The sequence below is a fragment of the Marinobacter sp. ST-43 genome (genome assembly GCF_030541085.1).
GTDB lineage: Bacteria > Pseudomonadota > Gammaproteobacteria > Pseudomonadales > Oleiphilaceae > Marinobacter > Marinobacter nauticus.
Genome location: NZ_JASSVO010000008.1, coordinates 104,302 through 122,344, shown reverse-complemented (window position 1 = coordinate 122,344; position 18,043 = coordinate 104,302). Strand labels below are relative to the sequence as shown.

Genomic DNA, 18,043 nt, shown 5'->3' with positions numbered 1-18,043 from the left:
GGGCAACTTTGGACTTGAATGATGCGCTGTATTGCTTGCGTTTCTTGCTCATGATTCTCCTCCTTATGGAGATGATGAATCAGAGCTTAGGCACCTGTCCAAAATTTGGGGTCCACTTCACTTTAGCCTTTCCAGATAAATAAAATTCAGCCATGAGGCACCGACAAACCTCTCGGTAACTCCTGTCACATTTCTCCATAGCCAAGAAGCTCTCTCTGAAGAAGAAGTCAGGCTGTTCCGTTTTATAAAGGGTTCTGATTCGCCAGATATCTGACTCAAAATCAATACTGGGGAAACGGACGGCCATTCGAGACCGACAACTGTCAAGCCAACTATCCAGGGCCTTTCGGTAATGAGGAGCATCAATAGACGTCGGGGCACTCATAATGACTTTGCCTCCCCATTCTGCTCATTTCGCAAAAGATCAATTGCATTCATAACAAGCACAATGTGAATTTTTGCTTGCCTCGCCTTATCAACTAGATGCTGAAAGGGTTTTCCTCGCCTGCTCATCTCTGCAATCTGTCCCTCAACAAGGCGAAGATTTATGCTGTGGTCTGCATCCCAGCATGGATTGAATCGAAAGCAGCCATAGCAGGCAATTGGGGCACTTTCACAGGCAATTGCTTTCCCACATTCGCCCACATCCTCGAACCGCCCACTTACTCCGTCTTCTGCGCTGATTCGCCTCTCTTGAGCGACAGGATCTTTTTTGGATCGAATGTTCATTAGGGTTGGAAGGTGTTCGGCAAAGGCTGGCTTCATTGACTCTGAAAGCTCAAACATCAGCCCATGAAAAGCAATATCAACATAGTATTTGCAGGTACTATCTGTTGCATGTTTGAGAACAGACTGAATGGTTTTAGAAGAAGCTCCCGTCTGAGCGAGAAGCGTCCCCAAAGTATGCCTGAGCTGATTGTTACCTAGCTGAATGTGCTCACCAAGTTTTACTTGCATAGCCCTCTGATAGCCCAGGGTAAACTGACTAGCACTGGAGTACATTCCATAATTTTCATTGGAGAATGTGCTTTTCCAAGCCCCACCTTCGGTAAGCTGTCGTGCTGGGAACAGCGCTAGCTTTTCAATATCGCTCTCCGAGACAAGATGCCCATACTTTTCTATTACGGCTTGTCGCTGCTTGGCCAGCAGTAACGCTAGAGCTTCACTGACTCGGTATCTGATTTTTGCAGGAGCATGCATCCTTGATTTCGAAGGCACAATATCAATAAAGTGCTGCTGAGACTTCGCATCGAATTTGAGGTCACCAAGGGTTATTTGTCTGTAGCTTTCGTTACGGGAAAATACTGCAAAGCAGAGATGCCCGAGCGAGTAATGCCCAAGATCGATCACTCCTTGCGCATAAGCTCTATCGAGAGAATCAAGAACCACTGCAACCGATGCGCGAGTCATCGCTTTGGCAATAATTCGGTCTATTGCAGATCCTCGCTTCCCTTTTTTTGGATCACTGGAAGGAAAATCACTCGCATGAAGCCCTCTGGCAAACAGCGGTGAATCAGGATCCCAATTAAATAAAATCTGGAGATATCTCAAATGGTAGGTTGCTAGGCTTTCAGCGTTTGCTGACAAACAAAGCAAAAACATTTCATCAATTATGGATATTTTTTCTCTGAAAGCTCCCGTTTCCCATACTTGCCAGAGGATTTTCCTTATATTCTGAGCTTCTTTTGAGAGCGTACTGAGTTTAAGAGTGCCAGCACGATCAAAGAGCAAATCACGAAGATTGATCAGAAAACTATCGGTATAGCCTGAACGTAAACCAGAAAAATTGAAGGTAAATGATTCAATTCTTCTTTGGCTAACCGGTCCAACTTCACCCCGGACCTCTACTTGGAGCGGTTCTTCAGCCTCCCATTCAAATTCGGTGGCACCTATAGTTCTATTCACAGGCACGCTACCTCTCTTTTCTCTGTCTAAGTTTCTCTACCTGTTGCATCAGGCTCTGATGGAACTCAGAAAGAGTCACTTGAGCCTGATCAGACAACGCTCTAGCAGCATAGATTTCAGGCATTTTGCTTGTGACCGTCCACCCAAAACGAAGCTTCATTAAATCTTTTACTCTATCTGGAACATCCGAATATTCGTTCGGCCTTTGCGCACCTTGGGCTCGTGATATCTCTAAGCATTTTTGCGACAGGAAGAAACTCGCTGCAGAGTGCCGCAATACGTATGAGTAAAAATCGTACTTTGGCTGCTCACAGAAGTAGGGGTCATCGTCCACATCCAACAGCCCCAAGTCTCGCATTCTCTTCCCGAGACGGTGGAACATAACTGTAAAGCTTGAACGGTGCTTTACAGGCTCACCTTCTCTTGTGAGAAACAAAAAACCAGAGCTTCGATTCTTTAGCCCTCTCAGGAGCACGTTTTTTCGCTCAGTATCGATGTATTCCTGTAATGCCTGCACAGTAAAAGGCCACAGACTAATCATTGTTTCACTTGCATGATTTATTTTCGTGCTATCACCCATCTTGAGTTTAGGTGTTCCCGTGCTCACTCTTTCTGTTCGCCTGTGTCTATTGTCTTTAATCACGAGATGGCCAGACTGTGGACGAAAGTCAGAGATTGCCACGTTTCCTATAGTTCCTGGTCTCAGACCTTCACAGGCGAGAAGTGTCATGGCTCGATCTCTCATGACCGTCCTTGACGTTTTACCACCAGCTGTTTTAAAGAGCTTATCGGGCCTTAAAAAAACTTCTTCGATTATTTTTAAATACTTGTCTGTTGGAAGGCTCTGGATTGCCAAGTGATGACTCTGTTTCGTTCCTCCAACGGCTTTCTTAAGCCGTGATGTCACCTTTAGGTATTCGTGCCTTAGCTGGTCGCGAAGAGCGTGCGATCGAACATTTGGTTCTAAGAACACCTCGAAGTAATAGGTCAGGTATTCTGCAATCTGGTGGAGACGCTTTCTCGCGGTGTTAGGCTCAACTGAATGCGATAGTTCTCTTGTGGTTTTCCTCGCTTTTGGACTCAACATCGAGGCCATTTTTTTACCGGACAAAGCCTTTATCTCATCAAGAGGTCTGTAGCATAGATCCACTAAATCTCTGAGTTCTCCATGTGTTAAGGCTCTCCCTTCACTTGCTCGATTGAGCAATTCCACCTGGTAAGCGATGCAGAAACGATAAAAGCACTCTAGGCTCTGAGCTACTAACTCTCTTGTATGGGGGTTTGTGTAGCTCTCAGTAATGTACTTCGAGAATGGATAGTGAATCCGCCCGTCGTCATGAAGAACAATATAGTTTTTCCTAGCAAATCCACGTCTCATTTTAATTCAACTTTTATAAACTATGACACCATGCTATTTCGAATTCAAAAAAATACAACCATTTTTTTCCACATAGAATTTTTTTATTTTAAAACAAGCATTTGGAAGACAAGGATACAAAACCAGTATCAATACCACCATTCCATCTCGGCGGCATCGATGAAATTGATGCCCTGCTCCATGGCATAGTCAAGCTGCTCAAAGGCTTCCTGCTCGCTGTTCTGCTCGCCCCAGGTCATGGTTCCCAGGCAGATCAGGCTGACCTCGATATCTGTAAAGCCAAGTTTTCGCGTTTGCATGGAATCTCCTTGCATTGGGTCGATAAGAGACGGGGTAAAAACACGTAAACGGAATGTCACGGAGTTGTCGCATTTCTGTCATGGCGCCTTTCCATAGTAAAGGCATGACAGCAGAACCTTCAGGAACCCCCGTGACCGAAGCCCAGTTGACCGAACGGCGACCGCAACACATTACCATTGTTTCCGAGACGTTTCCGCCGGAAATCAATGGTGTTGCCAACACCATGCGGCACCTGTGTCAGGGGCTGATGCAACGGGGCCACCATGTAACCGTGGTGCGCCCCCGGCAGCCTCACGAACAGAAAGGGCTGTTTGAGAGTACCGGGAGCGGGTTGTTTTCCACCGAACTGGTGGTTAATGGCTTGCCTCTTCCCGGCTACGCAGATCTGCGCTTCGGTACCGCCCGCCCCTCGAGCCTGAAAAAGCTCTGGCAGAAACAGCGGCCCGACGGCATCTATGTGGCAACCCAGGGGCCACTCGGCGTGGCGGCCGTGAACGCGGCTCGCAGCCTCGCCCTGCCTGTCAGTTCCGGGTTCCATACCAACTTCCATCAGTACTCTCGCTATTACGGAGCGGGCCTGCTCGAACGGTTGCTGTGTGCCTACGGTCGCTGGTTCCATAACAGAACAGCCATCACCCTGGTGCCTACCGGTCGCATGCAGCGGGTTACCCGGGACATGGGGATCACCCGCACCGGCCTCTGGAGCCGGGGCGTGGATTGCCAGCGCTTCACCCCCCACAAACGCGACCAATCCCTGCGTCGGCAATGGGGGCTGCACGACAACGAACGTGCCGTACTCTATGTCGGGCGCCTGGCTGCGGAAAAAAACCTGCGCATGGCTGTTGCCTGCTTCGAGCGTATCCGCGGCCTGCATCCTAATGCCCGCTTCGTGCTGGTAGGGGATGGCCCCATGCGCCGCTCCCTGGAAGACCGGCACCCGGACTACATATTCTGTGGCACCCGACGGGGCGAAGATCTGGCCCGGCACTATGCCTCCGGTGACCTGTTCCTGTTTCCGAGCAAAACCGACACCTTCGGCAACGTGGTGCTGGAAGCCATGGCCAGCGGACTGGGCATCGTCGCCTTCGACGATGCGGCAGCCGCAGAACATATCCGACACGACGAAAACGGCATGAAGGCTGAACTGACAGACGACGAAGACTTCATCAATCACGCCCTGAGACTGGCCGACCAGCCCTCACTGTTGAACCGAGTCCGCGCCCAGGCTCGCCTGGACGCCCTCGAATTGAATTGGAGCAGCCAGATCGACCAGTTTGAACAGCTGGTTTTAAACCAAACTGCACAGGCCCGATACCATGGCATTAACAAGCAAGGCATCTCGCTTCTTTGAGTTGGCAGACCAGCGAGAATTCGCGGTCTGCCAGGCCATTAATCGCAGCGTACGGTTCCGGCCGATTCTGGGGTATTTCCGAGTCGTCAGCCGACTTGGCGACGGTTGGTTCTGGTACGCACTGATTCTCTCACTGCCTTTCTACGCCGGGGACTCTGGCCCGGCCCTGGCACTTCAAATGGCGCTTACCGGGCTCACCTGCACGCTAACCTACAAGGCCCTCAAACGCTGGCTGATTCGCGAGCGGCCTTTTATTTCGTTTCCGGTTATCAACTGTGCAACGCCGCCACTGGACCGGTACAGCTTTCCGTCCGGCCACACCCTGCACGCGGTGTGTTTTCAGGCCATGCTGTTCGTTGCGCTCCCGGCCCTGGCCTGGTGTGTGCTTCCGTTCACCTTGTCAGTGGCGGCATCCCGGGTCATTCTCGGGCTCCACTACCCCAGCGATGTCCTGGCCGGCGCCTTGATTGGTGGCACCATGGGATGGGCCTCTATGCAGTGGCTGGCCAGCTGAGCCCAACCCAGGCAGTTGCCGCATTCTGGTCTACACTGATTCCGGAGAATCCTGCCGGAGTGAGTCATGAACACAAAGATCCTGCTGGTCACCGGGGCCGCAATTATTCTGGCGCTGGCGCTCCTGTGGCCGACCAATACCCCGCCACCCGAGTTACCACCAGCCGGAAACGCTCCGGATACCGCTTCAGATCCGGACGAGGCACCCCCGCCCTCTTCCGATACCCTGACACCTGAACAACAGGCACTGCTGGACAACCCCAAGGTCAAGGCTTACGCCCAGCGGCTTGAATTTGAAGATGACCTGCACGATTTCTTTGCCAACGCCCCATCTCTCCCCGAACAGAAGCGCCGGGCCCAGGCCGATGCCCTGCAAGAGCGTATGAACGAATACGAAGGATCTGTGCAGGTGAGTGCTCCGGAAGCCGCGTTGATTCAACTGGCGATGATCCAGATTCTGGAGCCGGATGAGGAGGCAGCAAAAGCCGCCGCACAGCAACTCATGGACCGGTACCGGGCTGAATCCGGAGCCAGACTGCAGGCCTGGCTGGAGGAACCCAGGCCGGACTTCGAACGCTACAAGGCCCGGGAAAAGGCAATTGTGGAAGAAGTGATGGCCATGGATGATATTCCCGGCGGACTGACCCGGGACCAATACCTGCGTGAGCGCCTTCAGGAAGCTCGGGTAGAGGCCATGGGCCGGTCCGCCGGCAATAATCAGAGCAACTGATCCAGCGACCAGTACAACAGGTTGAACGGTTTGTTGTAATCGGCCACCGTATCGGTCTCCGAGGCCTGCATCACCGCACCGCTGCCATTCATCACGTTATTGACGAAATCCCCCAGTTCCAGGCCCAACTCCTGAATATCCGAATTGGCGAACTCGATAATGGACGTGCAGTGACTTTCATTCACGTCCCGAAACATGGGCAGGTAATAGCCGAAGTTATCCAGCCCGGCCAGCGTCTGCGTCAACCGTTCGGTATCCACGGCCCACTTCTGATGCAGCAAAGCCTCCTTGGTGGCCTGATCCGGCGCATTCTCGATCTCCGGGAAGAAGCGCTCATAGGAATAGGAGGAGTAGTTCAGGTCCCGCCAGAAATGCGTATGCCCCATACGGTCCTGTGGCAGCGCCGTCGCCAGCGCAGGATACAGGCTGCCGAGGTCATTCAGGTTCAGTGCCGGCAAACCGGACTTCAGGTAAGCCAGCGGGCCGCCCGGCTGGTCCAGCCCCCAGGATTGCCTGATGAAGCTCTGTAGCAGCACCGAAGGATACTGCTGAGGGTCGGCGCCAACCGGCGCACTGAAGGCAGGGCCTGAATCGTTGATCAGGAAACTTCGAGTCGGCGCCATGTCCCGCCGGGTTGGGTGATAGTTGGTCAGGCCACCAATGCCACCAGCACTGCAACCGGTCGCCAGCATCTGCCCGGGGCGTTGCAGGTTGTCCTTGAGCCAGCTGATCACCGCCCGGGTATTCCTCAGGCCGTTGTGATGCCAGATCAGAGGTTCCACCTCGCCTTCAGGATCTTCATACACCGCCACCCGGTCACCGGAATAGATATCCCCCGTACAGTAGGGTACGTAGACCATGTTCCAGTTCTGGGTTTTTACCCGGGTCCAGGGATGCAGACGAACCACAAACGGGCTCACCAGGCTGGCGCCGGGATTCAACAGAGACATGTAATCATCCGGGATACCATCGGGATTACGAGCTCCCCGGATCCCGGTCTGGCCACTGCAACTCTCGTAATCCCAGCAGGCACCGCCACCTTCAAAATAAACCACGGTATTGGAAGTGTTCGGCACCCGGTTCACGAAGAACTTGTACTCCGAACCGTTACCGCATACAGCGCCGGTTTCCGGCGCCAGTGCGATGGTCTGCCACTGGTAGTAGGCCCCCGCCGAGAAATTCTCGTAGCCATCGGGATTGGCCAACAAAGGGTAGGCACCCTGGCGCTGATCCGATGTCACCGGATTATCGGCACCGGGCGGCGACGCCAGGTTACCCAGGGTTCGCCAGAATCCATAATCCCCCAGCTCCGCCGATACCGGAGCCGACAGCAACAATAACAACAAGCCCGCCAGCGCACCGGAGCGCCAGGGGCCACAACAGCCAGCTTTGTTCATTCTTGTTCTCCTGCGATTGTTGTTTCGGGGCGGGCGTGGCCCGCAACGCTTACAGCAGGATAGCGTCACCTAAAAGCTAGAGGTGACACACTGTCACGTCAAAGCGGCAGCCATACCGTTTTAAACTAAAAAAATGGCGGATATGCCCGCGGGGACCGAAGTCAGTCAAACAGGCGCAACTGGGTGACCGGAGCATCGTCATTGCGGAACCGGACTCCCACTCCCAGCAGGCGAACCGGGCGGTCTTTGGGCATCAGCTCTTCGAGCAGTGGCTGGAAATCCACCAGGGCCGGCTCGGTAACGGACTCCCGAACCCGCTCCAGTGTGTGGGTGGAAAAATCGCTGTAGCGGATTTTCACGAACAGCTTGTGTATCGGCTTGTGCTGTCCCTTGCGCGAGAGGCGAAGATTGAGGTCGGCCACCAGGGCCGGCATCACGGTATCGCAGGCGCTCCGGTCAGGGAGGTCCTGGGAAAAGGTGCGCTCGACGCTCACCGACTTGGCCACCCGCGACACCACAACGGGGCGATTGTCCCGGCCATGGGCCATTTCAAACAAACGATAGCCCTGTTTGCCAAACTTCTCGATCAACACGTCGGCACCCAGCGCCTGCATATCGCCACAGGTTTTCACACCCAGGGCGTGCAGCCGGGCCGCGGTCACCTGCCCTACACCGAAGAGCTTTTCCACCGGCAGCTCGCTTACAAAGTCGGCCACCTCCGGCGGCGTAATCACAAACAGACCATCGGGCTTGCGCCAGTCACTGGCAATTTTGGCAAGGAACTTGTTGGGGGCCACGCCGGCGGAAATGGTAATGCCGACTTCCCTGCTCACCCGCTCCCGCAGGTGCCGCGCCATCAAGGTGGCACTGCCCTTGAACGCGTCAACATCGGTCACATCCAGAAACGCCTCATCCAGGGACAAGGGCTCAACCAGATCGGTCATCTCCCGCAGTATCGCCATCACCTGCTGGGAAACTGCCCGGTAACGGCCCATGTCCGGCGGTACCGTGACCAGGCCGGGGCACAACCGCCGGGCTTCGCTGCCGGGCATGGCCGAACGCACGCCAAAAGCCCGGGCCCGGTAGTTGCAGGTGGTCACCACACCACGGCCGCCCTCGCCACCCACTGCCAGCGGAACATCCCGCAAGCTTGGGTCGTCACGCATCTCGACGGCGGCATAGAAGCAGTCGCAGTCCACATGAATGATCTTGCGCTGGGCCATAGGGGCGGGCTCACGTTAACAATCTGTACGTTTATACAGCCTTGTATCTTACGGTAACATGCCGAGAATGTCAGGAAATCCCGATAGTCCCGGCAAGCAACAGCGAGGCCCCATGAGTAACCCGATTCCCGAGTCTGAACGCACCGAAATCGAAGCCGCCGCCTTCCGGCGCCTGGTGCAGCACCTGCGTGAAAACAACGACGTCCAGAACATCGACCTGATGAATCTGGCGGGTTTCTGTCGCAACTGCCTGTCCAAATGGTATCGGGCCGAAGCGGGAGAGCGGGGGTTCGACATTTCAGATCCGGACGCCCGGGAAGAAATCTACGGCATGCCGTACGAAGAATGGAAAGCCAACTACCAGACCGGCCCCAAGCAGGATCACAAATAATGAATGTTAATGAAGCGGTTCGTATCCACCTGGCCTCAGTGCAGGCCGGTCATGCCGATTTCGACGACACCCTGAAACTGATCAATCAGTATTTCGAATTTCGGCCCACCGGTTTCAGCAACGGCCCGCTTCGCAACGAGACTGGCGAAAACGCTGGCTCCTGCCGGGTCTTCGGCCTGGGTCAGTACTGTAATCTGAGCGAGACCGACACCCTGCGCCTGTTCGCCCAACACTACGAGCAGGTGCTCGGCGACCCGGCCGGGGACAGCCATGGTAACATTCGCCAGTTTATCAGCACGGGCTGGTCCGGCATCCGTTTCGATGCCCCTCCGCTGCGCGCCCTCGGAGATGCCCATGCCTCAGACACCGGAGAACAGGTCCATCCATGAGCGATTCCGCAGCCACCGACACAAAACAGAGCTTTCAACTGAAGAGTGCCAGTGTTTCCCTGACCGCCCTTGAGCTTTACTACTTCGACAACGACGAATTTGAAGCCAATCTTCGGGACAAGATCAGCCAGGCGCCGGGCTTCTTCAAAGACATCCCGCTGATTATCAGCCTGGAGAAATATGAAGGCCTGGACAGCGAACTCGATTTTTTCAAGATGATCGGGACCTGCCGCCGCCACAACATCCATGTGATTGGCGTACGTGCCGCCAACGACGATCAGCGCCGGCTTGCCCGGGGAGCCTCCCTGGCACTGCTGCCCGGCGGCAGCCTGAAAGAAAAGCCGGCCCAGGAAGCTCCGGCACAAGCCGAACCGGAAGCGGCCGCTGCACCGGAGCCTGCAAACGAACCGGCACCGGCAAAAATCATCAATCAACCGGTTCGATCAGGGCAGCAGGTATACGCGCCGGAAGGCGATCTGATCATCCTTGCGCCGGTGCAGGCTGGAGCCGAAGTTCTGGCTGCCGGCAATATTCATGTATACGGCCCGTTACGCGGGCGGGCGCTGGCCGGCATTCACGGTGCCGAGTCTGCCCGGGTGTTCTGCCAGTCACTTGAGGCGGAGCTTGTGTCCATCGCCGGACACTATAAAATCTCCGAAGATCTTCAGGACATTGGCTGGAAAAGCGCTGTGCAGATCCAGCTCAGGGACGATGTACTGGTGGTGACGCCACTGGACAAGGCCTGATGTTGTGACAACCGATAACAACAGTTGAAACCATGACGAATCCACCGAGAAACAGGAACTGAACCTTGGCTAGAATCATTGTCGTTACCTCAGGAAAAGGCGGCGTGGGCAAAACCACCACCAGCGCCTCCATCAGCACTGGTCTGGCAAAGCGTGGCCACAAGACCGTCGTGATTGATTTCGACGTGGGTCTGCGCAACCTGGACCTGATCATGAACTGCGAGCGCCGGGTGGTGTACGACTTCGTTAACGTCATTCAGGGCGAAGCGACTCTCAACCAGGCCCTGATCAAGGACAAGCGGGTAGAAACGCTCTATATCCTGCCTGCCTCCCAGACCCGCGAGAAGGAAGCTCTCACCAAAGATGGTGTGGAGAAGGTCATCAACGAACTGTCCGAAACCTTTGACTACATCGTGTGCGACTCTCCGGCCGGCATCGAACATGGCGCGCTGATGGCGCTCTACTATGCCGACGAGGCGATTGTCGTCACCAACCCGGAAGTCTCATCGGTACGGGATTCAGACCGTATTCTCGGCATCCTGCAGAGCAAATCCCGGCGGGCAGAAATGGGTCAGGACCCGGTCAAGGAACACCTGCTGCTGACCCGCTACAACCCGGACCGGGTAGAAAAAGGCGAGATGCTGTCGGTACAGGATGTTGAGGAAATTCTGGCCATTCCCCTGCTGGGCGTGATTCCCGAGAGCCAGATCGTACTGAATGCCTCCAACCAGGGCCTGCCGGTCATTCTGGAGGAGCAGAGCGATGCCGGCCAGGCCTATGAAGATGCCGTTGCGAGGCTGCTGGGTGAGGAACGGGAACACCGTTTCATGACGTCCCAGAAAAAAGGCTTCTTCTCACGGATGTTTAAAGGGGGCTAAGGGATGAGTTTTTTCGATTACTTCAGAAGCAAGAAAAACAGTACCGCCAGTGTCGCCAAGGAGCGACTGCAGATTATTGTGGCCCATGAGCGGGGCCAGCGTGAACAGCCGGATTACCTGCCCCAGCTGCAGCAGGAGCTGTTGCAGGTGATTCGCAAGTACGTTCAGATCAGCGACGACATGGTACAGGTGGAGGTGGATCGCAATGACCACTGCTCCGTGCTTGAATTGAACGTCACCCTGCCCGAAAAGTGATGGCTACGCCCGGTTTACCACCGGGCAAAGTGGTCTTCCATCAATCCCCGTAAGCCGTTTACGGGGATTTTTTTGCCGTTTTCATCCGCAACCGTACCCTGGAAAGTGCCCACAAACTGACGGAAATTGGAGGCAATCACCCAGGCGTTGAGCTTTTCCCGGCGCGCGCCCGCGGGCACAAAACGGAGGTCAACGCGGCCATCGTCGGTGGTGACCCGCCAGTCTGCCCCGGGCTGATAGCGATCGAACTCGAATCGGGCCGGCCCCAGCAGAACGCGACGCCCGTCAAGCCACAGGGCGTTCTCGGTCATCCCGGTTTCGTTCACCCCTGCGGCCAGGTTCAGCCCTACTGAAACACCATTGTCGGCAACCCCAGCCAGACAGGCCCAGTTCCAGGCGGTTTCCCGGCGCATGAAGCCGCAGCTCCAGTCGATGGACCCACGGGTAGACTCATCGCAACGCCAGACCACATCGCCCAGGCGCACTTCACCGTCCACCGTCAGTCCGGCCGATTTCCGGGTGAACACCCAGCCGTTGTATCCGGCCGGCGACACCAGCCGCAAGGGTTGTTCAGTGTCCCGCAACTCAAGATCCACCCGGATATTACCGGGCCCGCTCACTCTCACATTCCGACCGCCCGTGGCCGGTTCGATGGCCATGCTCAAGTCGCCTTTGCGGAACCGGGCGTAACCGCGTTCGGGATAAGGCTCTATGTTCGTGTTCCTGGCCAGAGGTTGCAAAAACGAATGCTCGAACATCTGTCCGCTCTCGAAATCGAACAGATAGAAAAAGCCATTACTCACCAGATTCAGATCCACAATAGCCAGGCCAAACACCCAGCCCGGCGCCATCGCACTGACAAACTGGAACTGGTTGAAACGCCAGTGTCTGGCCAGGCGGGTCCGAGGCTTGTCCATCACCGTGCGCAGGTCGTAGTCGAGATAGTTGATGGTGTCGACAGGGTGCTCCATCAGCCCTGGCGTTATTCGTCCTCGGGCATCTACCAGTTTCTGTGTTGTCATAATGTTCGTCAGATCAGGCCAATCGTGGTGTGCGTTGTGTAACTAAGCTACCTGGTTCACAAACCCCCGCATTCACAGGCGGGGGGGCATTGCGCCCCGTGGTAGACTCGGCTCACTCTTACAACGGAAGTTTAGCCTATGACCACAACCAGAGCCCACGGCGTTAGCCGCCTGATTTCCGGCATTATGGGCCTGTTGATGACCTTGTCTGTGTCCGCCAGTGAAACCGGCCCGTTGCCATCAGAAGATGCCGAGGCCTGGTCACTGCGCAAGGAAGTGGACAATGTGCGGATATACACCATGGCGCGGGAAGGCTCGGGGTTCGAGGCTTTCAAGGCAGTAGCGGAACTGGACGTTCCTATCGAGAACCTGATGGCCGTCATGGTCAATCCGGAATCCTGTGAGGAATGGGTTCACAACTGCACAGAATCCCATGCCTTTGGGCAGGGGGACTTCCACGATCGCTATGCCTATTCGGTCAACGATATGCCGTGGCCGGTAGCCGACCGGGATTATGTACTGCGCATCCGTACCCGCGGCGACGCGTCCACCGGCGAGATTGTCATGGACCTCAACGCCACTCCCAACATGCGGGCCGAGTTCAACAGTCGCGTGCGGGTGGACCGCTCCGACACACTCTACCGGTTTACTCCCGAGGGCGACCGAACCCGAATGGTCTGGGTGCAGCACACCGAACCCAACGGCGCATTGCCCGGGTGGCTGGTCAATAGCCTGATTGTCGATATACCGGTCAAATCCATCCTCGCACTGGAAGCTGTCGCCAAACAGGATCGCTATCAGGGTTACCAGCTGCAATGGGGCGAAGACGGTACATTACAGGGCGTAAGCCCGGAAGCCCGTTAACCCGACCCACAATGCAGGGGTGACGGCAGGCCACGGAACGGCTAAGCTTCATCAAAAGCACAGCAAACGGAAGATGCCCGCACATGAGTGTTCTCGCCCATGAGATCATGACCCCGACCATCAAGGCTGTCCCCCACAACTGGACTATGGATCGCCTCGCCAGGTTCCTCACCGACAACGAAATCACCGGCAGCCCGGTTACCGACGACAACGGCGACATCATCGGCATAGCCACCCTCAAGGACATTACCGAATTCCGTTGGAATGCCTCCCGTTCCGGCGATCAGCCCAGGCTGACCGAAGAGGAGCAGGAAGAGGCCCGGCGTCTGCGTATGGTCATCTTCGAAGAGATGGGCAAGGTTCCGGTTGAAGTCCGGGACATCATGACGCCCATTGTTTTGTCGGTTGACGAAGACACGCCAGTGCGAGACATTGCCAATATCATGATGCGAGAGCACCTGCACCGGATCTTTGTCACCCGGGATTCAAAAATCACCGGTATCATAACCACTTATGACATGCTGAAACTGATCTCCGACAGAGACCTGACGCAACGCTGCGCCGAGACCGACTGAGCCACCAGAGAGGTAGCGCCCCCTATGCCAAGAGCACCGCAAGCTCGCCGGAAAATGTATGTCCTCGACACCAACGTCCTGATTCACGACCCGAATGCCCTCCTGAACTTTGAAGAACATGATGTCATCATTCCGATGACCGTCCTCGAAGAACTCGACAGCCTGAAATCCGGCAAACAGACGGTTGCCGCCGACTGCCGCCAGGCCATTCGCAACATCGACAAACTGCTGGGTGATGCCAGCCCCAAGGACATCGAGAAAGGCGTGCCGATTCTGCGCGGCAAGAAAGCGGACCCACTGGGCACCCTCTCAATCATCATGAGCACCGAAGGTGCCGGCAATCACTCACTGCCGGAGCACCTGAACGACAACAAGATCATCAACACCCTCGCCGCCCTGCAGGCACGCCACAAATCCCGGGATATCATCCTGGTCAGTAAAGACATCAACATGCGGTTAAAGGCCCGCGGCTTTGGTGTCGAAGCCCAGGACTACCACAACGACCAGCTACTTGACGACATTGACCTGCTGCCCAAGGGCTACAAGGAGTTCCCGAACTCGTTCTGGGACGGTATCGCCAAGGTGGAAACCATCCAGCGGGAGGGAGTGACGGAACACCTGCTCAAACGCGAAGGGGAACTGGCGAAGCTGAACATCAACGAGTTCGTGATTGACGAGCAGGGCTTCATCGGCAAGGTCGTCGATATCTCCGAGGACCAACTGGTGCTCAAGGATCTGCACCAGCATGACCTGATGAATGAAGAAGTCTGGGGCCTGGTACCCAGGGATATCTATCAGGCCATGGCCCTGAACCTGTTACTGGACCCCGACATCCACCTGGTGAACCTGACCGGCTCGGCGGGTTCCGGTAAAACCATTCTGGCCCTGGCCGCCTGTATTGAAATGACCGTGGCCAGCAAACTCTACAAACGCATCATCGCGACCCGCTCCACCCAGGGCCTGGATGAGGATATCGGTTTCCTGCCCGGTACCGAAGCCGAGAAAATGGAACCCTGGCTGGGTGCGATCGTGGATAACCTGGAAGCTTTGCACGAAGACGATGAGAACATGACCGCCAGTGTCGACTACATCCTCAGCAAAGTGCCCCTGCACTTCAAATCCATGAACTACATCCGGGGCCGCAGCTTCCAGCACAGCCTCATCATCATCGATGAATCACAGAACCTGACCCCGCACCAGATCAAGACCATCATCACCCGGGCCGGTAACGGCTCCAAGGTGATATGCCTCGGCAACCTGGCACAGATAGACACCCCCTATCTGAGCCCACTGAGCTCCGGCCTGACCTACATGACTGAGCGCTTCAAGGGCTTCCGCCATGGCGGTCACATCCATCTGCAAGGCGTACCCCGTTCGGTACTGGCCGAGTTTGCCGAAGCCAATCTTTAGGCTTCAGTGCGCCCCCTGTTTGCGCCAGCGAGCCGGGGGCATGCCCGTCCAGCGATGGAATGCCCGGTAAAAGGTACTGGCCTCTGCAAATCCGAGCGATAAAGCGATCTCTGCCAGGGACAACCCCGATTCCCGCACCGCCGCCAGGGCGAGCTCCCGGCGCACCTCGTCCAACAAGCTGTTGAACGTATAGCCCTGTGCCTCCAGCCGACGGGCCAACGTACGTTCGCTGAGCCCCAACATCCTGGCCGCTTCTGCCCGTCGTGGAAGGTTTGGCCCCATCCGGGCGACCAGCCATTGTCGAAGATCCTCTGCCGACACAGCGCCCTTTTCCAGCGCCGCCAGCCGTCCTGCATTGTACTGTTCATGTACACGGGCAAGGGCCGGATCTGCCTGTGGTAAAGGCCTGTCCAGCACCTCATTACCCACCAGCAAACCACTGAACGCCTGCTCGAACTCCACCGGGCAACCAAACACCTCCCGGTACCCTGACAGCGGCCCCAGACGGGCCTGACTGAATTGCACTCGCACAGGCCCAACCGCAGAACCGGCAATCCAGTCGGTCAGGCTGACCACGGCCGACAGCACCGCTTCAATCTGATGCGGACTGAACGCCAGACGCCCCTGCCGGGGGTGGTAGACAATCCAGGTGCCCCTGCTACCCGGTATCATCTGGAAGCGACCGCCATCAGAGATCAGCCGCTGGTATTTCTGGACCAGGGTGATGGCTTCGCGCAGCGTGGCGGCGCTCTGCATGGCGAAACTGACCGCATCAATACTGGCCGGCCGCACCCCGGCGCCAACTTTCAGACCAAACCCGGGATCCCGCGTGCACTGCTCCGCGGCGTGCCAGAGACGGGTAATGAAGTCGATGGGCCATCGTTCGAGAGACAGGGCCCCGGCCGGCAGACCAGCGGTTTCCAGCAACAGGTTCTCAGGAACGCCCAGATTCTTCGCGGCATCGATCACGGTATTGACCCAGCCCATCGATACGGTGGCTTCTAACGTCAATTATTACGGCCTCTGAAGTCAATTCAGAACCGATCATAGCGTTATATGGTCTGTAACAACAAAATCAAAAATACAATCCGGAAACGCACCATGGTGAAACCTGTTAGCTCAGACCTTTTGATTGCCGGCGGCGGACTGGCGGGCATTGTCACCGCCCTGGAAGCGCTGCGGGCTGGCAAGTCCGTAACCATTGTTGATCGTGACAGCCCCGAACGCTTCGGAGGTCTGGCGCTGTGGGCCTTTGGCGGCATGATGCTGATTGACACGCCGCTGCAGCGGCGCATGAGAATCGCCGATTCGCCGGAACTGGCGCTGAACGACTGGCTGCGTTTCGGCGAACTGGACCCAAACGATGAGTGGCCTGTGCAGTGGGCCCGCTATTACGTTGAGCATTCCCGTACCGAGGTGCACGACTGGCTCGCTGACGAGGGCATCAAATTCATGCCGGCGGTGAACTGGGTGGAGCGAGGCCGGTTTGGCGATGGCAACAGCGTGCCCCGCTACCACATCACTTGGGGCACCTCCCGGGAACTGGTGCGCTGCATGGTCAATGCCCTGCACGAAGCCGACACCGGTGGCAGACTGGCCATTCATCACCGGCACCGAATTACCGCACTCGACCATCAGGCCGGTGAGGTCTGCGGCGCCGTTGCCATTAACGAGGAAACCCGCGAAGAAGTGCGGTTTGAGGCTCCGAACGTGGTGCTGGCCATGGGCGGCATCAATGGCAGCCACGCCGAATGCCGGGCCAACTGGCCCAAACATCGCCCGCAACCGGCCACCATGCTTAACGGTGCCCATCCCTTTGCCGATGGCAAGCTGCACCACTGGGCCAAAGACCACCTGGGCGCGCGCATTACCCACGCCGGCGAAATGTGGAACTACGCGGCGGGCTTTCCCCACCCCTACCCGCATTTCCCGGGCCACGGCCTGTCTACCATTCCATGTAAATCCGCACTCTGGCTGAACCACCGGGGCGAGCGCATCGGGCCGGAGCCCCTGGTGACCGGCTTCGATACCCACTGGCTTTGCCAACGGGTGGCCGAACAGGAAAAACCCTGGACCTGGCACCTGCTGAACCGGCGTATTGCCCTGAAAGAATTTGCCATCTCCGGCGCTGAACACAACGCCCGAATCCGGGACAAACAATTCCCCCTGTTCCTGAAAGAACTGCTGCTGGGCAACAAACCGCTGGTAAATCAGATGCAGCACGAAAGCCGCCACTTCCTGGTGGATGACACCCTGGAAGGGCTGGCGAAGAAAATGAACGCCCTGACCTGCTCCCTGGACATTGACGCTGCCACTCTGAAAGCCACCGCCGATGCCTTCGATGCCAATTTCAGCAAAGGCAGCCAGCTGAACAACGACCCGCAAATCCGCATGATCCGCCACGCCCGCCAATGGGGCCCGGACCGGCTGCGCACTTGCAAACCGGCGCCGCTGCAGAAACCAGGGGCCGGCCCCTTCATCGCCATCCACATGCAACTGACCACCCGCAAAAGCCTGGGTGGCCTGCGCACCGACCTGCAAAGCCGGGTACTGGATGCCCGTGGGCAACCCATCCGCGGCCTCTATTGTGTCGGCGAAGCGGCCGGTTTTGGCGGCGGTGGCAGCAATGGCAAACGGTCACTGGAAGGCACCTTCCTGCCCGGTTGCATTCTGACGGCGCGGGCTGCCGCCCGCTCCATCACCAAGGGAAACTGAG

The 18,043-nt window shown here is 56.6% G+C and carries 18 protein-coding genes and 1 pseudogene; 12 read left to right on the top strand and 7 right to left on the bottom strand.

All coding sequences use genetic code 11. The features are described 5' to 3' along the window. Positions 1-381: 381 nt before the first annotated feature. The 3 genes and pseudogenes from QPL98_RS12195 to QPL98_RS12185 form a co-directional block, all read right to left on the bottom strand. A complete protein-coding gene (locus tag QPL98_RS12195) occupies positions 382-1,911 on the bottom strand; it encodes a tyrosine-type recombinase/integrase (protein WP_303293347.1) in 1,530 nt (509 codons plus the stop codon). A gap of 1 nt (position 1,912) precedes the next feature. Continuing rightward, positions 1,913-3,283, bottom strand: a complete 1,371-nt coding sequence (locus QPL98_RS12190) for a hypothetical protein (protein WP_303293346.1) — start codon at positions 3,281-3,283, stop codon at positions 1,913-1,915. Between the two features lie 143 nt (positions 3,284-3,426). After that, a pseudogene (locus QPL98_RS12185) lies at positions 3,427-3,582 on the bottom strand (aldo/keto reductase); the annotation flags it as partial. 104 nt (positions 3,583-3,686) lie between these two features. On the opposite strand from QPL98_RS12185, the gene QPL98_RS12180 reads away from it, so the two are divergent. The 3 genes from QPL98_RS12180 to QPL98_RS12170 all read left to right on the top strand — a co-directional run bounded on the left by QPL98_RS12180 (position 3,687) and on the right by QPL98_RS12170 (position 6,177). Beyond that, positions 3,687-4,934, top strand: a complete 1,248-nt coding sequence (locus tag QPL98_RS12180; RefSeq protein ID WP_303293345.1) for a glycosyltransferase family 1 protein — start codon at positions 3,687-3,689, stop codon at positions 4,932-4,934. Further along, positions 4,900-5,448, top strand: coding sequence for a phosphatase PAP2 family protein (locus tag QPL98_RS12175; protein ID WP_141067745.1), 549 nt, complete (start codon positions 4,900-4,902; stop codon positions 5,446-5,448). Before QPL98_RS12180 ends, QPL98_RS12175 begins: the two co-directional genes overlap by 35 nt. Positions 5,449-5,514: 66 nt before the next feature. Then, positions 5,515-6,177 (top strand): hypothetical protein, encoded by a 663-nt coding sequence (locus QPL98_RS12170; RefSeq protein WP_273029705.1) that lies wholly within the window; start codon positions 5,515-5,517, stop codon positions 6,175-6,177. Here the strand turns inward: QPL98_RS12170 and QPL98_RS12165 are convergent. Together QPL98_RS12165 and dinB are read right to left on the bottom strand one after the other, a co-directional pair. After that, on the bottom strand, positions 6,165-7,574 hold the full coding sequence (locus tag QPL98_RS12165; RefSeq protein WP_049756884.1) for a pectin acetylesterase-family hydrolase: 1,410 nt from the start codon (positions 7,572-7,574) through the stop codon (positions 6,165-6,167). The genes QPL98_RS12170 and QPL98_RS12165 overlap by 13 nt on opposite strands. A gap of 161 nt (positions 7,575-7,735) precedes the next feature. Next, on the bottom strand, positions 7,736-8,797 hold the full coding sequence (gene dinB, locus QPL98_RS12160) for a DNA polymerase IV (RefSeq protein ID WP_011785795.1): 1,062 nt from the start codon (positions 8,795-8,797) through the stop codon (positions 7,736-7,738). A 112-nt stretch (positions 8,798-8,909) separates the two neighbouring features. Here dinB and QPL98_RS12155 point away from each other — a divergent pair, with 112 nt between their 5' ends. The 5 genes from QPL98_RS12155 to minE all read left to right on the top strand — a co-directional run bounded on the left by QPL98_RS12155 (position 8,910) and on the right by minE (position 11,456). Then, positions 8,910-9,188 (top strand): DUF1244 domain-containing protein, encoded by a 279-nt coding sequence (locus QPL98_RS12155; protein WP_011785796.1) that lies wholly within the window; start codon positions 8,910-8,912, stop codon positions 9,186-9,188. Then, entirely contained in the window at positions 9,188-9,577 is a 390-nt protein-coding gene (locus QPL98_RS12150) for a HopJ type III effector protein (protein WP_011785797.1), read from the top strand. The genes QPL98_RS12155 and QPL98_RS12150 overlap by 1 nt, the downstream gene beginning before the upstream one ends. Next, entirely contained in the window at positions 9,574-10,323 is a 750-nt protein-coding gene (gene minC / locus QPL98_RS12145) for a septum site-determining protein MinC (RefSeq protein ID WP_014420726.1), read from the top strand. Before QPL98_RS12150 ends, minC begins: the two co-directional genes overlap by 4 nt. A 65-nt stretch (positions 10,324-10,388) precedes the next feature. Further along, positions 10,389-11,201: a septum site-determining protein MinD gene (minD, locus tag QPL98_RS12140; RefSeq protein ID WP_011785799.1), complete on the top strand. Its 813-nt coding sequence runs from the start codon at positions 10,389-10,391 to the stop codon at positions 11,199-11,201. Between the two features lie 3 nt (positions 11,202-11,204). Continuing rightward, the gene (gene minE / locus QPL98_RS12135; protein ID WP_011785800.1) at positions 11,205-11,456 is read left to right on the top strand and encodes a cell division topological specificity factor MinE; all 252 of its coding nucleotides are present in this window, start codon (positions 11,205-11,207) and stop codon (positions 11,454-11,456) included. 14 nt (positions 11,457-11,470) lie between these two features. On the opposite strand, the gene QPL98_RS12130 is transcribed toward minE, so the two are convergent. Beyond that, complete coding sequence (locus QPL98_RS12130) at positions 11,471-12,478, bottom strand: DUF2804 domain-containing protein (RefSeq protein ID WP_303293344.1); 1,008 nt, start codon at positions 12,476-12,478, stop codon at positions 11,471-11,473. Positions 12,479-12,616: 138 nt separating this feature from the next. Here QPL98_RS12130 and QPL98_RS12125 point away from each other — a divergent pair, with 138 nt between their 5' ends. The 3 genes from QPL98_RS12125 to QPL98_RS12115 all read left to right on the top strand — a co-directional run bounded on the left by QPL98_RS12125 (position 12,617) and on the right by QPL98_RS12115 (position 15,327). Continuing rightward, positions 12,617-13,342: an START domain-containing protein gene (locus QPL98_RS12125; protein ID WP_014420723.1), complete on the top strand. Its 726-nt coding sequence runs from the start codon at positions 12,617-12,619 to the stop codon at positions 13,340-13,342. A gap of 83 nt (positions 13,343-13,425) precedes the next feature. Then, positions 13,426-13,917: an HPP family protein gene (locus QPL98_RS12120; protein WP_014420722.1), complete on the top strand. Its 492-nt coding sequence runs from the start codon at positions 13,426-13,428 to the stop codon at positions 13,915-13,917. A 54-nt stretch (positions 13,918-13,971) separates the two neighbouring features. Beyond that, entirely contained in the window at positions 13,972-15,327 is a 1,356-nt protein-coding gene (locus QPL98_RS12115) for a PhoH family protein (protein ID WP_014420721.1), read from the top strand. Between the two features lie 3 nt (positions 15,328-15,330). Here the strand turns inward: QPL98_RS12115 and QPL98_RS12110 are convergent, their stop codons facing one another. Then, entirely contained in the window at positions 15,331-16,338 is a 1,008-nt protein-coding gene (locus QPL98_RS12110; RefSeq protein WP_011785805.1) for an AraC family transcriptional regulator, read from the bottom strand. A 90-nt stretch (positions 16,339-16,428) separates the two neighbouring features. Between QPL98_RS12110 and QPL98_RS12105 the strand changes: the two genes are divergently transcribed. After that, a complete protein-coding gene (locus tag QPL98_RS12105; RefSeq protein WP_153741560.1) occupies positions 16,429-18,042 on the top strand; it encodes an FAD-binding dehydrogenase in 1,614 nt (537 codons plus the stop codon). The last annotated feature ends 1 nt before the right edge of the window (position 18,043 follow it).

Coding starts and splice junctions, on each gene's coding strand:
- dinB (WP_011785795.1), bottom strand. CDS start 8,797: ATGGCCCAGCGCAAGATCATTCATGTGGACTGCGACTGCTTCTATGCC.
- QPL98_RS12165 (WP_049756884.1), bottom strand. CDS start 7,574: ATGAACAAAGCTGGCTGTTGTGGCCCCTGGCGCTCCGGTGCGCTGGCG.
- QPL98_RS12115 (WP_014420721.1), top strand. CDS start 13,972: ATGTATGTCCTCGACACCAACGTCCTGATTCACGACCCGAATGCCCTC.
- minC (WP_014420726.1), top strand. CDS start 9,574: ATGAGCGATTCCGCAGCCACCGACACAAAACAGAGCTTTCAACTGAAG.
- QPL98_RS12175 (WP_141067745.1), top strand. CDS start 4,900: ATGGCATTAACAAGCAAGGCATCTCGCTTCTTTGAGTTGGCAGACCAG.
- QPL98_RS12120 (WP_014420722.1), top strand. CDS start 13,426: ATGAGTGTTCTCGCCCATGAGATCATGACCCCGACCATCAAGGCTGTC.
- QPL98_RS12180 (WP_303293345.1), top strand. CDS start 3,687: ATGACAGCAGAACCTTCAGGAACCCCCGTGACCGAAGCCCAGTTGACC.
- QPL98_RS12170 (WP_273029705.1), top strand. CDS start 5,515: ATGAACACAAAGATCCTGCTGGTCACCGGGGCCGCAATTATTCTGGCG.
- minE (WP_011785800.1), top strand. CDS start 11,205: ATGAGTTTTTTCGATTACTTCAGAAGCAAGAAAAACAGTACCGCCAGT.
- QPL98_RS12105 (WP_153741560.1), top strand. CDS start 16,429: ATGGTGAAACCTGTTAGCTCAGACCTTTTGATTGCCGGCGGCGGACTG.
- QPL98_RS12125 (WP_014420723.1), top strand. CDS start 12,617: ATGACCACAACCAGAGCCCACGGCGTTAGCCGCCTGATTTCCGGCATT.
- QPL98_RS12150 (WP_011785797.1), top strand. CDS start 9,188: ATGAATGTTAATGAAGCGGTTCGTATCCACCTGGCCTCAGTGCAGGCC.
- QPL98_RS12155 (WP_011785796.1), top strand. CDS start 8,910: ATGAGTAACCCGATTCCCGAGTCTGAACGCACCGAAATCGAAGCCGCC.
- QPL98_RS12130 (WP_303293344.1), bottom strand. CDS start 12,478: ATGACAACACAGAAACTGGTAGATGCCCGAGGACGAATAACGCCAGGG.
- QPL98_RS12190 (WP_303293346.1), bottom strand. CDS start 3,283: ATGAGACGTGGATTTGCTAGGAAAAACTATATTGTTCTTCATGACGAC.